This window comes from Desulfoluna sp., from assembly GCF_030145185.1.
Taxonomy (GTDB): domain Bacteria; phylum Desulfobacterota; class Desulfobacteria; order Desulfobacterales; family Desulfolunaceae; genus Desulfoluna.
This window is the reverse complement of sequence record NZ_JAQYWB010000052.1, coordinates 1-15,934: the sequence shown is the minus strand read 5'-3', so window position 1 is coordinate 15,934 and position 15,934 is coordinate 1. Positions and strand designations below refer to the sequence as shown.

At 51.5% G+C, this 15,934-nt stretch carries 10 protein-coding genes and 1 pseudogene; 9 read left to right on the top strand and 2 right to left on the bottom strand.

What is annotated here, in order from left to right:
- The 7 genes from ade (at window position 1) to Q1Q75_RS16080 (ending at window position 10,884) form a co-directional block, all read left to right on the top strand.
- On the top strand, window positions 1–1,746 hold the full coding sequence (gene ade, locus Q1Q75_RS16110; RefSeq protein WP_300672700.1) for an adenine deaminase: 1,746 nt from the start codon (window positions 1–3) through the stop codon (window positions 1,744–1,746).
- 28 nt (window positions 1,747–1,774) lie between these two features.
- A complete protein-coding gene (locus tag Q1Q75_RS16105; protein WP_300672698.1) occupies window positions 1,775–3,331 on the top strand; it encodes a hypothetical protein in 1,557 nt (518 codons plus the stop codon).
- A gap of 402 nt (window positions 3,332–3,733) precedes the next feature.
- Window positions 3,734–6,949 carry a transporter substrate-binding domain-containing protein gene (locus Q1Q75_RS16100; protein ID WP_300672695.1) on the top strand — a complete coding sequence of 1,072 codons (3,216 nt, stop codon included), beginning with the start codon at window positions 3,734–3,736 and terminating at the stop codon, window positions 6,947–6,949.
- A gap of 26 nt (window positions 6,950–6,975) precedes the next feature.
- Window positions 6,976–8,148 carry a response regulator gene (locus tag Q1Q75_RS16095; protein ID WP_300672693.1) on the top strand — a complete coding sequence of 391 codons (1,173 nt, stop codon included), beginning with the start codon at window positions 6,976–6,978 and terminating at the stop codon, window positions 8,146–8,148.
- Complete coding sequence (locus Q1Q75_RS16090) at window positions 8,145–8,516, top strand: response regulator (protein WP_300672691.1); 372 nt, start codon at window positions 8,145–8,147, stop codon at window positions 8,514–8,516. Before Q1Q75_RS16095 ends, Q1Q75_RS16090 begins: the two co-directional genes overlap by 4 nt.
- Entirely contained in the window at window positions 8,513–10,564 is a 2,052-nt protein-coding gene (locus Q1Q75_RS16085) for a response regulator (protein ID WP_300672689.1), read from the top strand. Before Q1Q75_RS16090 ends, Q1Q75_RS16085 begins: the two co-directional genes overlap by 4 nt.
- A 158-nt stretch (window positions 10,565–10,722) precedes the next feature.
- A complete protein-coding gene (locus tag Q1Q75_RS16080; RefSeq protein WP_300672687.1) occupies window positions 10,723–10,884 on the top strand; it encodes a hypothetical protein in 162 nt (53 codons plus the stop codon).
- A gap of 287 nt (window positions 10,885–11,171) precedes the next feature.
- On the opposite strand, the gene Q1Q75_RS16075 is transcribed toward Q1Q75_RS16080, so the two are convergent.
- A complete protein-coding gene (locus Q1Q75_RS16075) occupies window positions 11,172–12,278 on the bottom strand; it encodes a GGDEF domain-containing protein (protein WP_300672685.1) in 1,107 nt (368 codons plus the stop codon).
- A gap of 886 nt (window positions 12,279–13,164) precedes the next feature.
- Here Q1Q75_RS16075 and Q1Q75_RS16070 point away from each other — a divergent pair.
- Complete coding sequence (locus Q1Q75_RS16070; protein ID WP_300672683.1) at window positions 13,165–14,097, top strand: peptidylprolyl isomerase; 933 nt, start codon at window positions 13,165–13,167, stop codon at window positions 14,095–14,097.
- Window positions 14,098–14,589: 492 nt separating this feature from the next.
- Window positions 14,590–15,603 carry a 3-oxoacyl-ACP synthase III family protein gene (locus Q1Q75_RS16065; RefSeq protein ID WP_300672681.1) on the top strand — a complete coding sequence of 338 codons (1,014 nt, stop codon included), beginning with the start codon at window positions 14,590–14,592 and terminating at the stop codon, window positions 15,601–15,603.
- A gap of 141 nt (window positions 15,604–15,744) precedes the next feature.
- On the opposite strand, the pseudogene Q1Q75_RS16060 reads toward Q1Q75_RS16065, so the two are convergent.
- Window positions 15,745–15,934 (bottom strand): annotated as a pseudogene (locus Q1Q75_RS16060) (glucose-6-phosphate isomerase); the annotation flags it as partial.

Below are 15,934 nucleotides of genomic sequence, written 5' to 3'. Positions count from 1 at the left end.
ATGAAAAAGCCAGAGCTGAAAAAAAGAGCACTGAAAAAACTGATCGATGTGGCGGCAGGCCGTGTCCAGGCCGATCTGGTCATCAAGCATGCCAGGGTGGTGGATGTGCATAACGGCAAAATCACCGAGGGTGATATCGCCGTGGTGGACGGTCTGATTGCCGGTGTTGGGGATTACTCCGCGGCCAACGAGGTGGACGCCATGGGCCAGTATGCGGCCCCCGGTTTCATCGACAGCCATATTCATATCGAATCCTCCTATGTCAGCCCGGAGGAGCTTGGCCGTCTGGTGGTCCCCCACGGGACGACCACCCTTGTTGCCGACCCCCACGAGATCGCCAATGTATGCGGCCTTAAAGGGCTGGATTACATGATCGCGGCATCAAAACTCACCGCCCTTGATGTGCAGATGATGATGCCATCCTGCGTGCCGGCAACGCCTTTTGAGCATTCCGGTTGCACCCTTGATGCGAAATCCATGGAAGATCCCATGAAGCGCGATGAGGTCATGGGCCTTGGCGAGTTCATGAATTTTCCCGGCGTCATCAATGGGCTGGATGATTCCCTTGATAAACTGCTGGTGGCAAGAAACGCAGGCAAACCCATTGACGGACACAGCCCCGGCGTTTCCGGCAATGCCCTGAACGCCTATGCTGCCGCCCGCATCCGCACCGACCATGAATGCTCCACCGTGGATGAGATGCAGCACCGTATCTCTTGCGGCATGTACGTGCTCCTGCGTCAGGGCTCCGCCTGCCATAACCTCAAAGATCTTTTGAAGGGGGTAACCCCTGCCAACAGCCGGCGTTGCCTGTTCTGCGCGGATGACTGCCAGCCCAAGACCCTTCTCAGCATCGGTCACATCGATAACCACCTGCGCATCTGTGCAGAAGAAGCCATCGACCCGATCATGGCCATCCAGATGGCCACCCTGAATGCTGCGGAATGTTATGGGCTCACCGACCGTGGTGCCATTGCTCCGGGTTTGAAAGCCGACATCGTTCTCTTTGATAGTCTGTCGGATTTTACCGTACAAAAGGTATGGATCGATGGCGTGCTGGCAGGGGACAGCGGCAGGTATCTGCCGGAGGTACAGCGCCATGATATTTCTGCAACCAAGGGTCGCTTCAAAGTAAAGGACTTCTCCAAAGAGAAGTTAACCCTCGTGATCAACTCCGAGAAGGCACATGTGATCAACATTCTGCCCGGCGGCGTGGTGACAGAAAAAGGCATTGTCGAGGTTACCCGCAACAGCAAAAATGAATTCCTCTACAACGAAAATCAGGATGTGGTGAAGGTGGCTGTGGTAGAGCGCCACCAGAACACCGGCAATGTGGCCGTGGCTCTTCTTCAGGGCTATGGCATCAAGCAGGGGGCGATTGCCCTTTCCGTGGCCCACGACTCCCACAACATCATTGTTGTCGGGGTTAACGATGAGGACATGGCCTTTGCCGTGGAGTCCCTGATTGCCCAGGGGGGCGGTATTCTCCTGGCAAATAACGGTGAGGTTGTCGAATGCATGCCCATGCCCATTGCAGGCCTTATGAGCGATCAAAGTGGAGAGTGGGTGGATGAACGCCTCACCGCCATTCATGAAAAAGCCCACGAGGTCTTGTCAGTAAACGGTGATGTTGAGCCGGTGATGACCCTGTGTTTTATGTCCCTTGCTGTCATCCCGGAAATCAAACTGACCGATATGGGATTGTTTGATGTGACCCGTTTTGATTTTATGCCCATTGAAGCATAATCACCGATTTGGTTGGAAGGTCCTTAAGATGAGTACAAAGTTACCCTTGTTCTGTAAAGGCGATATTGGTGGCCTCACCTACGTTCTGGCGAACAATATCGTCAACTATATTATTGTGATCGCGACACTCTCCGGTGTCCTTGGCTGGCCAGATGCCATCGTCTACGGACGCGTGATTCCCGGCCTATCCATGGGGCTCATGGCAAGCGGTCTCTATTACGCATACAATGCCTGGCGTTTGGCCCAAAAGGAAGGTCGCAGCGATGTGACCGCGCTCCCTTCAGGTGTCTCCACGCCTGCCATGTTTGTGATCCTGTTCGGCGTCATCATGCCGCTGCACTACGCACTGGATAACCCCGAGCTGGAATGGTCCGCTGCCGTTGCTGCCTGCTTTATCGGGGGGTGCATCGAGTTTCTGGGTGGTTTTATCGGTCCCTGGCTTAAGGAGCGTATTCCCCGTGCCGCACTTCTCGGCACCGTCGCCGGGATCGGTTTTATCTGGATGTCCACCCAAGGGGTGTTCGACCTCTACAGCGATCCCTTGGTGGGGCTGCCTGTTCTTGCCGTGGCCATGATGGGGGTTTTTGGCGGATACCTTTTTCCGAAGCGCATTCCCCCCTTTGCCGTGGCCATCGTGGGAGGGATTGTGTACGCCCTTGCCCTTGGCCGTACCTCCATTGACTTCAGCGGGATCGGATTTTACACCCCGAACCCCGTCCGAGGCTTCGAGGCTCTCCTCAATGGTTTCGCCGTCGTGATTCCTTATCTCTCCGTGATTATTCCCATCGAGGTCTATAACTTCATTGAGACCATGGATAACGTGGAAGCAGCCAATGCCGCAGGCGACAACTACAACGTGCGCAATGCCCAGTTTGCAGACGGTATCGCGACCATGATTTCTGCCCTCTTCGGCGGTGTGGTTCCAAACACCGTATGGCTGGGACATGCCGGTCTTAAAAAGTCGGGGGCCTGCATCGGGTTTTCCTGGGTGGGGGGCGTTCTGCTCGGTCTTTCCGGTATTTTTGGCCTGTTCACCTTTTTCAGCGCCCTGGTTCCTCCTGCGGTGGCGGCCATCACCTATCTCTGGTGTGCCACCATTATGCTTGCCCAGGCATTCAAGGTCTGCAAGCCAAAGCACTATGCCGGAGTTGCCATTGCCATGGTTCCCCCCATTGCAGATTATCTGTATACGCAGGTAACCGGGGCGGTGGGTATTTCCGGGGTGTGGGCCGAGACACAGGCTTCCGGTCTGAACGGGTATGGCTCCGAGGTCACGAAAAATCTGCTCGAAGCGGGCGTGATGTGGAATGGGGTCCCGGCGGTAAAAGCCGGTGCCATCATCATCGGGATTATCCTGAGCAGCTTCGTGGTGTTTATTATCGACCGTCGCCTTGATAAGGCTGCCATCGTCTCCTTTGCCGCAGCGGGTCTCTCCGTGTTCGGCTTTATCCACAGCGCCATGCTCGGCTTCTTCCCAACCTCTCAATTTGTGATTGCCTACGTTATTATGGGCTGTCTCTGCTACCTGCTTCATCTGGGGCGTGGCAAATGGTTTGATGCCGAAGAAGACTTTGAGTATGTGTAAAGAGGGTGCCTCCGGCGGAAAGATGAGCCACCTTGAAAGCATGTTACCCCGCGTAGCTCGGGGTAAATCACATCGGTATTTTGTAAGAACTGTTCATCTGTTTATTTCCTGATGCCTTAACGCAAACAGGGGGACTGGAAAGATGATGAATATCAAACGCCCTTCGGCTTCATGCCGGAGGGCGTTTGTTGGTTTTGGGGGGGGGAGATACCCAGCTGCCCGGTTGTGAGCCGGGTATGGGCAATGACTGTTTATTTGACCACCACTCCTGGTCAAACACTGCAAAAGGATATGAACCCTGTAGAGCATGGAAAATACGAGTCAAAATTTGATTAAACACAAGATATTCTATACACTTGTCGTGTAGCATCAATTGACAGCCTGGCTGACAGGGGATGGTCCATGAAGCAGCTGATTTTCAAAAAACAAGAAAGGCTCAATCATACCCATAAGGCCGGTACGGGCTCTTTGGGGCAGTGGGAGCGCTTGCGTCAAAAATGGAACGGACGCCTGTGGCCGAGGGTTTTTCATCTGGCGATACTGGCGCTGCTCGTATCTCTCGCACTGCCGGCTCATGCCAAAAATGAACGCACCATTCGCGAGGCCTGTTGCAACACGCCTTTATATTTTACCGATAACCCGGAAAAAGCCCCCGAACTCTCCGCGGCCCACCTGCAGGAGATTGCAGCAGGGGGGGATTGGCTGCTTGAGTTTGAATACGGTGGTTGGGCCGACCCATTTAAAAAACGTGAAACGGGCGATGTGGGTTTTCTGCTGGCGATAGCCGACTCGAAAGAACACGACAGGATATTCGATTTCCCTCAGCAACACGATGACATTGCCAAGGCTGTGATCCATTCCCAACCGGGCGTCAAGGCGCCACCAACCATTCTCGATCTTGAAAGGAAACAGGTAGCTTTGACACCCGAGGAGAAGGCTTGGCTAAAGGCGCATCCTGTCCTTCGCCTTGGCTACGATATTGATTGGCCGCCGATCGAGAGTTGGACGGAGAAAGAGGGGCTCTCAGGTCTGTCGGCCGATTACCTGGCGCGGATAGAAAAATTGTTGGGAATCAGAATTGAACCGGTCTCCCCCAGAGACTGGACATCGATGATTCAAGCAGCCCGTGCCGGTGTGTTGGATATCATGTCCTCCGTCGTACACACCTCTCAACGTGATGAGTTTCTCGACTTCACCAAACCCTATCTGCACGTTCCCATGGTAATCGTCACCCATAAAAATGTACCCTATATCGGCGATATGTCCGACCTGCATGGTAGAAAGGTTGGGGTTGGCAAGGCTTACGCCTCACACGACCTCCTCCGAAACAATCACCCGAAGATCGCCCTGGCCCCATCACGGAATATTCACGAGGGCCTGCTGTCGGTGGTCGAGGGTGAGACCTTCGCTTTCGTCTGCAACCTGGCGACCGTCGACCAGATCATCGCCCGTGAAGGACTCGGCAACCTCAAGATATCCGGGGTGACCCCATATACCTATGACCTGGCTATAGGTATCAAAAAAGGTGAACCTCTTCTGCTCTCTGCCATGCAGAAGGCCTTGGATGCGATATCTGAGGAGGAGCGTGCCGACATCTATCGCAAATGGTTCAGTGCCACTGCTGAACACAGTTTTGATTACACAAGAATTGTGCGAACGGCAATCATTGCGGCCTTGTTGCTGTTTGTTTCGCTCTACTGGGTCAACAGGCGCGCGAAGCACAGGCTGCTTGATATCATCGAGTTTTTGCCCGATGCAACTTTCGTTGTGAATACCAAAAAACAGGTCATCGCCTGGAATAAAGCCATAGAGGAAATGACGGGGGTCAGGAAAGCTGAGGTTCTCGGGAAGGGTGACTATGAATATGCCATTCCATTGTATGGTAAGCGTCGCCCAATCTTAATCGACCTTATTGAGAGCCCGGCCCCTGAAACCGAGGCCAAATACGACTTTATCCATCGCCATGGAGATCGGATGCGTGCAGAAGTCTATGTCCCTGCCCTGTTTGAGGGCAAAGGCGCCCACGTCTGGGTCACCGCGTCCGCTCTGCGTGACGCTCTGGGTCGACGATATGGTGCGATAGAATCGATCAGAGACATAACGGAGCGCAAACATAACGAAGAGAAGCTCGCCGGTTATAGAGAACACCTTGAAGATCAGGTAAAAAAACGTACCGAAGAGCTGGCACAAGCCAAAGACCAGGCCGAAACAGCCAACCGGACCAAGAGCGCCTTCCTGGCCAGTATGTCCCACGAACTGCGCACCCCACTCAACGCGATCCTCGGCTTCTCCGAGATGCTGGGACGTGACCCCGGTGCCACCAATGCCCAACAGAACATGATCTCAATCATCAACAACAGCGGCGAGCATCTGCTGGGCATGATCAACGACGTACTGGACCTGTCCAAGATCGAGGCGGGGCGCATCGATCTTGAATCGGAGGCATTCGACCTTCCGGCTATGCTTGAAGACATCGGGCGCATGTTTGATGGGCGGGCCGAGAAAGCGCAGTTGCGCTTCGACTTGGAGATCAACCCGACACGAGCCCACCACATCAAGTCCGACCCCGGCAAACTGCGCCAAATCCTCATCAACCTGCTGGGCAACGCAGTCAAGTTCACTGAACAGGGGGGCGTGACCCTGCGTGCTCGGACCCGGCCAGTGGGTGGCGATCACACCATGGTCATGCTGCAGATAGAGGTGGAGGACAGCGGGCCTGGCATCGCGTCGGAACAATTGGGGCGCATCTTCGAGCCCTTTCATCAGGCGGAATCGTCTCCTTCCACTGTCAAGGGGACCGGGCTGGGGCTGGCCATCAGCAAGTCCTTTGTTGAGCTGATGGACGGTGAGATTCACGTTGAGAGCAAGCTTGGAGAAGGCTCGCTGTTTCGCGTTGAACTGCCGGTGGCCCTTGCTGAGGCGGGGGACGTCGAATGTATCGAGACAAAGGGGAACACGGTGCTGGGCTTGGAACCTGGTCAGCCAGGGTGGCGCATTCTTGTGGTGGAAGACAACCCCGGGAGTCGGCGGCTGCTGACAACCCTGCTGGCACATACGGGCTTCGAAACCCGTGAGGCGACGAATGGCGAAGAGGCGATCACTCAATTCGAACAGTGGCACCCCCACTTCATATGGATGGATATACGAATGCCGGTCATGGATGGCTATGAGGCCACAGCTAAAATTCGCTCCCTGCCCGGAGGAAACGAGGTGAAAATCGTGGCGCTCACCGCAAGTGTTTTCAAAGAGCAACACATGGGCATTCTGGCAGCGGGCTGCGACGAGGTGATGCACAAGCCTTATCAAAGCAACAAGATCTTCGACGCCATAAATAAGCACTTGGGCGCGCGCTATCTCTACGAGGAAAGGACAACAGACAGTGCCCGCCGAGGGACAACACAGCCGGCGATTAATCTCACCGGCGAGCTGGTGGCGGGCCTGCCGGCTGATCTGCGGCAGGCGTTGACAGAGGCGGCGCGCAACCTGGATGTTTCGACGACAGCTCACGTGATTGAGTGCATCCGTATCGATTCTCCCGAAATCGCCGATGGATTGCTGATACTGACAGACACATATCAATTCGGCCAGATTCTGTCGCTTCTGGACGAAAAACGATGAGCTAAAAAATTGAGGGGGCGTTGACGATGGATCCAAAAGGCGAAATCCTCGTTGTTGATGATACCCCCGAAAGCCTGCGGCTGCTGGCCGATCTCCTGCTGACTGAGGGGTACAGAGTGCGTCCGACAATGGATCCGAAGCTGGCGCTCGAATCGGCCCTCGCCAACCCTCCCGAGCTGATCCTGCTCGACGTGAAGATGCCCGGTATGGATGGCTTCGAGCTGTGCCAAAGGCTAAAACAGGAGACGTGCACGGAACAGGTTCCCATCATCTTCGTCAGCGCCCTCCAGGAGTTGCGTGAAAGGGTGCGGGGGTTTGAGGCCGGCGGGGTGGACTTCATCACCAAACCAATCCAGCGCGAAGAGGTGCTGGCACGGGTTTCTGCCCAACTGGAACTGTCCAGAATGCGACAGAGTCTTGAAAAACGCAGTCAGGAGCTTGCCGCGGCCAATCAAAAATTGCAGGACCTGGACAAGCTCAAGAGTCTGTTCATCGCCTCCGTCTCCCACGAACTTCGCACCCCCTTGAACGCCATCATCAGTTTTTCGGGAATCCTGCTGCGAGAGATATTGGGTGGCCTCAATGAACGGCAGCGGGACAGCCTGGAACGTATCGACCGTGCCGGTCGGCACCTTTTTTCCCTGATCACCGACGTCATCGATATTTCCAAGATCGAGGCAGGGCGCAGCGACGTCTATCCCGAAACATTTGGCCTGCAAGAGTTGGTGGAGGAGGCCCTGAACACAATTCGTCCCCAGGCAGAGGCCAAGGGCTTGACGGTGACGGTGTCGGTGTCGGCCGTCACCTGGCCGGTCCTGCATACAGACCGCAGGCGCCTGTTGCAGTGCCTGGTCAATCTGCTCGGTAACGCCGTGAAGTTTACTGAAGAAGGGGGGGCAACGGTGCTCGTGAGCGACACGGGCGAGGCCGTGGAGATCGCCGTACGGGATACGGGAATCGGTATCGCGGAAGGGGATCTGTCCAAACTGTTCAAGGCTTTTGAGCGCCTTGACAGCCATCTTCGCGTTAAAGCAGGTGGAACCGGCCTCGGGCTATACCTGACCAGAAAACTTGTTACTGACTTTCTGAACGGAGAGATCTCTGTAGATAGCCAACATGGAGAAGGCAGTACGTTCTGTCTGACTGTTCCAAAGGTGATTGTGAGTACCGAGACGCTTTCGGAAGGGGAATTATCATGAACATAGCATTGATGATCGAAGACAACGAAGACAACAGGGTGTCTATGGCGATCTTACTTGAAAATGGTGGGTATCAGGTTGTAGAGGCTGAGACAGGTGACGCCGGCTACCAAAAGGCCGTGGCAGAGCAGCCGGATTTTATCCTGCTGGACATCCAGTTATCAGACATGAACGGGATCGAGGTCCTCAAACGCTTGCGTGCCAATTCCCGGACCCGGCAGATTCCGGTGATCGCTGTCACCTCATATGCCATGTCCGGTGATAGGCAGAGATTTCTCGCGGCAGGCTGCAACGGCTATATAGAAAAACCGATCGATCCCTTGCGGGTCATCAGCCAGATCCAGACCATATTGGAGAAGAAACCATGAGGATTCTTTTTGTTGATGACGATGAAGATGCCAGGCTCTCCATGGCGTTGTTACTCCAAGAGCTGGGACATGAAGTCAGCACCGCTTCGAATGGGCTGGAGGCATTGGAACGTTCACAACAAGTCCTCCCGGCAGTGGTCATCTCCGATATCCTTATGCCGAAGATGGACGGTTTTGAGCTCTGTCGGCAAATGAAATGCAACCCCGATTTGAAACGGATTCCTTTTATTTTTTATACGGCATCCTACGTTGAAACACGCGATGAACAGTTTGGCATGGAGCTCGGTGCAGCAAGCTTCTTGATGAAACCAGCCGGGCCGGAAGAGTTGGCGGCGGCAATAGAATTGTCCCTGTCCAAACCACAGAAAATATCCGCCCGGCTTGCAGCTGACCCACTGCAACAGGCGGGGTTTATTGAAACCCATCGTGACCGATTAGCGCGGAAACTGGAACAAAAAGTCCTGGAATTAGAAAGGGAACGACAGCAGTTACGTCGAAGTGAAGAGAAATACCGCCGACTTGTGGAAAATCTTCAAGAATACTTTTTTTATTCCCACGGCACCGATGGCGTTTTCACCTACCTCAGCCCATCGATTCAGCAAATCTTAGGCTATTCGGAACGTGAATTCTGCTCCCACTATACAGAATATTTAACCGACAACCCCATGAACCAAAACGTAAAGCGAACGACTGACCTTGCGATTCAGAACATAATCCAGACTCCCTATGAAATCGAAATATTACACAAAAATGGTTCTAAACATATCTTGGAAGTGAGCGAATATCCTATAGCTAATGAGAAAGGAGAGGTTGTCGCCGTTGAGGGGGTTGCCCATGATATTACGCCCCGCAAGCAGGCTGAATTGAAGCAGAAGAAACTGGAACGGCGTCTGCAGCAGGCCCAAAAGATGGAGGCCATCGGCACACTGGCAGGGGGCATTGCCCATGATTTCAATAATATTTTGACCGCTATTATAGGGTATACGGAACTGGCGCAAGAAGACGTTTTTCCTGGAACGCCCGTTTCAGAAAAACTTGAGGAAGTGCTTACTGCCGGCAACCGGGCGAGGACGCTTATCCGGCAGATCCTCGCCTTCAGCCACCAATCCCCACAGGAGCGGATACCTATCCAGATTCATCTTGTGGTGAAAGAGGCCATTAAATTGTTGCGTTCAACAATCCCGACCACCATCAAACTGAAGGATAATATTGATCCCCAATCTGATAGTGTTTTAGCCGATCCGACCCAGATTCACCAGATCGTCATGAACCTGGCTACCAACGCATATCATGCCATTCGCGAAACAGGCGGAGAACTGGCAATTACCTTGAAGCCTGTTCAGATTGAAAAAGAGGATGCCGTATCCTGTGATAATGAGTTGCTTCCCGGCCGTTATGTGAAATTGGAGGTAAGCGATACGGGCCACGGAATGGATAAAGAAACGATGGAGAATATTTTTACCCCTTACTTCACAACAAAGGAAAGAGAAGAAGGGACAGGTCTCGGCCTCGCCACCGTGCAAGGCATTGTTCAAAGCAGCGGTGGCCATATCTTAGTTAACAGCAGGCAGGGAAAGGGATCAACATTCCAGGTCTACCTGCCTCAAATAGATTCTGAACAGGGTTCTGAAGAAGGCGAAAAACAAAGAGTGTGCCCAACCGGAACTGAACACATTCTCCTTGTGGATGATGAAGTGCCTATAACCCGAATCCTGCAGCAGCTGCTCGAAAGTCTGGGTTATCGGGTTAATACTTTTATCCGTGGCAAAGCGTTGTTAGAAACATTCCAGAGGACACCGGATGATTTCGATCTTGTTATCACCGACATGACAATGCCGGAGATGACTGGCGTCGAACTCAGTCGCAATCTTCTTGCTATCCGGTCTGATATCCCCATTATTCTCTGCACCGGCTACAGTGACCTGATCAACAAAGAAAAAGCCGAAGCACTTGGCATTAAGGGATACATCATGAAGCCAATTTTTATAAGAAAGCTGTCCATGATCGTCCGCAGAGTCCTTGACGAAACCAAATCATGTGCTCTTTAACCCGGCCACTTAAATGAAATATCAGGCTGCAGAGACGACTGATTTGAAAGGGAACAGAGCCGCTCAATAGTCACGCATTGAACTGCAGGGTTCATCCTACCAGATATTCCTGAAAACATATTTCCGGATGATTCTCAGTGCGCCAGTGGACACTTTTCGTGTCACCCTCTGAAAAAAGGAAGAATCTCTTTCTCTCAGTCGGTTTCTTCCCCACCTCTCAATTTGTGCTTGCCTATGTCATCATGGGCTGTCTCTGCTGCCTGCTTCATCTGGGACGTGGCAAATGGTTTGATGCCGAAGAAGATTTTGATTATATCTAACCCGAAGGGTGAGAAAAGCGAGCCGAAAACGGTGAATTACATTTTGCATTTTTGAAATAACCGATTTTTTTCCATGTAACCGTCTGTAATAATGTTTTATCTCTATAGATTGGTCGTTTTCTCATGAAATATCCGGGCTAAGGCATAACAGGGCTATACCATAAACATGATGAACGTCAAACGCCCTCCGGTATGAAGCCGGGGGGCGTTTGTTGGTTCTTGAGGAAGAGAGGAAACTGGGGGCATAAAGAAATCGTGTATGTTTCCTGACCTCTGCGGCTGTTTTTCTATGATACGGTTTTAACACAATTTTTCCCTGCTGCTTTTGCGGCATATACGCCTTGATCAGTCGCCTTGATTAACTCTTCATAGCTCTTCATATCTGGCAATCGAGACGCAAAACCGATGCTGATACTTCCATGCCAAGGTTCGCCACCCGTGGGGACTCGAAGTTCCGACACGGCCTTACGGACTATCTCAGCAATATGCCTGCCACCCTCTTTGTCCGTATTAGGACAGATAATAAAGAACTCATCACCACCAAGACGACAGACGACATCATCATTTCGAAAGGAATGCCGAAGGGTATGAGCCAATTTTATTAACACCCTGTCCCCGGCATCATGACCATAAACATCATTGACTGCTTTAAAGTGATCCGCATCGATCATCATACAAACCAATGGAGAATTTTTATGCAATTCTTCATTCCAAAGCCCGGCAAGACTCCGCACGGCATGACGGCGATTGGGGAGCCCGGTCAGAGCATCCGTTAACGACAACTCTTTAAGATGCAGGTTGGCATCAGAGAGTTCTTTGGTCCGTAATACAACTTTCTTTTCAAGAGACTCGTTGAGTTGTTTCAGCTCTTTGTTTTGCATCATCACCCGCTCGAATAAGCCATTCAAGGCTTCGAGCAATGGTTCCGTTGCGTTGGCTCTTTCCATTTCCAATTTGTGGTATGCCTCCTGGGGACTCATACCAGATTGAATGGCCTTAACCTGGCAGGCCATATCCATATCTTTGCCGAGAATATGATAGGCAAGCCAGTGGATGAGAAATTTCAGAAAGATATGGTTCTGCTCGAGGTTACCTATAGAAATGTCGGAATTGATTGATGTCACTTCATCCAAAAAGCCATGATGTTCCTCAATATGTCGCTTCATGTGACGGGCATCTATCCTGGCTCGCGACATAAATTTTTCTTCTTCCTGAAAATGGTATATCGCATAGTCGGAGAGCTGATTATACAGACGATTTACATCGTCGCTATCGATGACATTCTTAACCAAAAGACTGCCAAACTGGTTAATGATATCGACAAGGTGACTGTGTTGTTTATCAATGTCTGTCAATCCAGTTTCAAAATGTGGACCCCATTGAAACGATTTCATAGTTATTTACCCTTGTTTTGATGGAGAAGGAGGCCATAGTCACTGTATATAAAGCATTGGTATCGTTTAGAATAAGGGCTAAAATATTGAGGAGATATTGGATAATAGCCAACAATAAAAGGGAAAGAATGTGATAAAAACCATACCGGTTTAGCGGTAAATTCGCATCTTGCGACGGTGCAGGCTGGAACAGCTGTCGTTTTTATTAATAGATATTTCTGAAAATATATTTTCGGATTATTCTTATCGTGCGAGTGAAAAATTTTCGTGTCACTCTCTTCAAAAAGGAAGCATCTCTTTCTATCAGATGTTCACAAACGATCTCGTCTGTTTCATCGCCTAAAATAGCTAAAACCTTAAAATCAGCAAGACAAGACATATTTTTCCTCATAGAATTCTTTGGTTAAAATAAAGCATCCGTCACGGATCACAGGGGCCTTTTCAATCGATGTCAGGGTATCGCTAAACGACAGACTCTTTTTCTAACTGAATACCAGAAATCAGCATCCATGGCCATCAACTTATTTAAAGCAAAAGAAAAAACCGCGAAGATGGGGCCAGGTCCGTACACCTGAATGCTACCCCCTCCGGACGGTGACGATTAATGACAGGGGCAATGTAAGGGTGGATTACGATCTATGCGAAGGCATAGATACCGCGAGCCTGCCGGAAAGGCCCCCGAGTTCTGATAGGTGGTAGGCAGGTTTGCCTTCTAACAGGACGATGCCCCTTTTTTAGATTCGACCCCGTGACAGCCCGCCATTCCTTGGTTTGACATATCGAATGCCAGTGCGTAAAGTGTCAGGGCGCGATTGAGGCAAGAACCTGCCCACATATCCTGCATAACCATGTACACCATCACCTTACAGACATCTGGAGCTCACACATGCTGAAATCTTTCATCAGGCTTCTCGCCGTTACCTCTGCCTTGCTTATAATCTGGACGGGAGGCGCCGGTGCTATGGAGGTTGCCTCCGTGAATGGAGAGGCCATCTCGCTGCAAGAACTGACCTACGCCATGCAGACCCTTCCTGAGTACCATACGCTTCAACAGAAGGTCCTCAATCGTGTTATTATCAACACGCTCTACTATCAGGAGAGCGTGAAAACCGGGGTCAAAGTGAAAGAGTCCCTTGTGGACGAGAATTACCAGCAGCTGATGACGTCGATCACCACCGACAAAGCTGAGTTCGACAAACTCTTAAAAGCTCGGGGAACCACGGAGAAAGCTCTGAAAGAGGGCATTCGAAAACAGCTCATGGTCAAGATCTTCATGGAGGCGCTCGACAAAAAAACCGAGATTGTCATCACCGATGAAGAGGCCAGGCTCTTTTATAATGAACGGCTCGTGTTATTTACCAATCCATTAAAGGTGCGGATCAGCCATATCCATATCGCTCTTCCCACCGATGCCTCGGATGCCGAAGTGAAAAAAGGCCTTGCGAAAATTCAAGGCGTAGAAAAAGAGCTTGACGCCGGGAAGTCCTTTGCGGCCGTGGCAAAGGCCAATTCCGATGCCCCTGATGCCAAGAACGGCGGAGATGTGGGCTTTATCACTCAGGCCTCTCCGGTGCCCAAATCTCTGCTGGACGCTGCCTTTTCGCTGAAAAACGGAGAACGGAGCGGCATTATAAAGTCTTTGAATGGCTTTCACATCATTGAAGTCACCGATCGCATTGCCTCCTCCACCCATGAATTTGATGACGTCAAAAAGTCCATCAAAAAAAATATGACCCTGGAAAGACGCCAGATAAGCCGGTCTTATTTTGAAAAAGCCATGGCTGACAAGGCCGACATCAAGATTTCTCTCAAACAATAGCCCCGCGTCTTCCCATCCTCACGGGGGGGGGGGGGCAGGGCACAGAGACTCCTTTCCAAGCGGGATGCCATCGGCATCCCGCTTTTTTTGTGGGGAGAGTCCCATTTTGCCGGAGCTGCCCTGTTATTTAAATGGATGCTTAAACCGGGAACCGATGATATATTGTAAACATTACGGACGGCATCCCGTTCGAAATGGCTTTACGCCCGCTTTCAGGAACGTTCACAGCCCTTGTCATGGGCGGGTGTGTGGAAGCGAAAAGCCCCAATTGAATTTGACAAAGCCTGCCATTCATTAGATAAGGATGAGATAGCCGGATGAGTTTTTCCGGTTGTTTTGTCTTGTGACTCTTACGATGAGGGTCTTGGAATGAATAGAGGGTGGCTTTGTCGTGTACGAATTAAACCTGGGCCACTCCAGGCGGGTTGTGGGACCTCATTCGTTAACCGTTTACAACCTCATCAACAATACAAACGAAAGGGACATGTATATATGAAACGAAGCGTGATCAAAGGCACCGGTCGCTATCTTCCTTCCAGGTGCGTCACCAACGACGACCTTTCAAAAATGATGGATACCAACGACGAGTGGATCCAGCAGAGAACAGGGATCAAAACCCGCTACTGGATTCCCGAAGGGGAAACCGTTGGCACCTCTGACCTTGCTCTGGAGGCATCCAAAAAAGCGCTTGATAACGCTGGCTGGAAGCCTGAAGACATCGATCTCATTATCTTCGCGACCCTGAGCCCGGATATTTTCTTTCCCGGCGCCGGTTGCTTTCTTCAGACCAAGCTGGGCCTCACCGAGACACCGGCCCTTGATATCCGTCAGCAGTGCACGGGTTTTCTTTATGCCATGAGCACCGCCGATGCTTATATTCGAAGCGGCATGTACAACAAAGTTCTCGTGGTCGGGGCCGAGGTCCACAGCACCGGACTTGATAAAACCACCGCAGGCCGGGATGTCGCCGTGCTCTTTGGCGACGGCGCTGGCGCTGTCTGTCTGGAAGGCATTGAGACAGACAAGAATGTGGGGATTATCAGCACCATTCTCAAGGCTGATGGACAATATGCCGAAAAATTGAAGCTTGAACTTCCGGCCTCTAAATACCCGGAGCGTATCAACGCCGAATTGCTGAAGACCGGTGGTCAGTACCCGACCATGGACGGCACCCGTATCTTCAAGCTGGCCCTGCGAAAGCTTCCCGAAATTACCCATGAGGTTCTCGGCAAGGCAGAGATGACCCTGGATGACATTGATATGGTGATCCCGCATCAGGCCAACCTGCGCATCAATGAAGCGTACCTGAAGACTCTGGGAATTCCCGCTGAAAAAATGTTTAATAACATCCAGAAATACGGCAACACCACCGCCGCGACGATTCCCATTGCCTTGGATGAAACCATCGAGCAGGGGCTTGTCGATCCGAAGTCCAGCACCGTTCTCTTGTCGGCCTTAGGGGCCGGACTTACCTGGGCAGCCATGATCTATCGATTCGGCGAATAAAACCTTGCCCGGTATCACTCGATTAAATAAAAACGGAGCCACTTCATCCTGAAGTGGCTCCGTTTTTTATTGGAACTCTGTAGCCATGCCCGTTCTTGGTTTTTTAACGAAGGCCTGTAAAACTGAATAAACCAGGCAGCCCTACATGGGAAGGCCCCCGGCAAAGAGGCGTTCCAAATAAAAACGGGTAATTTCATCCATGTGGCTGAAATTGTAGTCTTCGTCATTGTTTTTTGCGACAATTTCACGGCGAAGATCGTTGGCAATGGTCTTTCCCAATTCCACCCCGAACTGATCAAAGGGGTTGATATCCCAGATAAAAGCCTTGTAG

Bases quoted from the DNA above. Each gene is read 5' to 3' on its own strand.
- ade (WP_300672700.1), top strand. From the start codon at position 1: ATGAAAAAGCCAGAGCTGAAAAAAAGAGCACTGAAAAAACTGATCGAT.
- Q1Q75_RS16105 (WP_300672698.1), top strand. From the start codon at position 1,775: ATGAGTACAAAGTTACCCTTGTTCTGTAAAGGCGATATTGGTGGCCTC.
- Q1Q75_RS16100 (WP_300672695.1), top strand. From the start codon at position 3,734: ATGAAGCAGCTGATTTTCAAAAAACAAGAAAGGCTCAATCATACCCAT.
- Q1Q75_RS16095 (WP_300672693.1), top strand. From the start codon at position 6,976: ATGGATCCAAAAGGCGAAATCCTCGTTGTTGATGATACCCCCGAAAGC.
- Q1Q75_RS16090 (WP_300672691.1), top strand. From the start codon at position 8,145: ATGAACATAGCATTGATGATCGAAGACAACGAAGACAACAGGGTGTCT.
- Q1Q75_RS16085 (WP_300672689.1), top strand. From the start codon at position 8,513: ATGAGGATTCTTTTTGTTGATGACGATGAAGATGCCAGGCTCTCCATG.
- Q1Q75_RS16075 (WP_300672685.1), bottom strand. From the start codon at position 12,278: ATGAAATCGTTTCAATGGGGTCCACATTTTGAAACTGGATTGACAGAC.
- Q1Q75_RS16070 (WP_300672683.1), top strand. From the start codon at position 13,165: ATGCTGAAATCTTTCATCAGGCTTCTCGCCGTTACCTCTGCCTTGCTT.
- Q1Q75_RS16065 (WP_300672681.1), top strand. From the start codon at position 14,590: ATGAAACGAAGCGTGATCAAAGGCACCGGTCGCTATCTTCCTTCCAGG.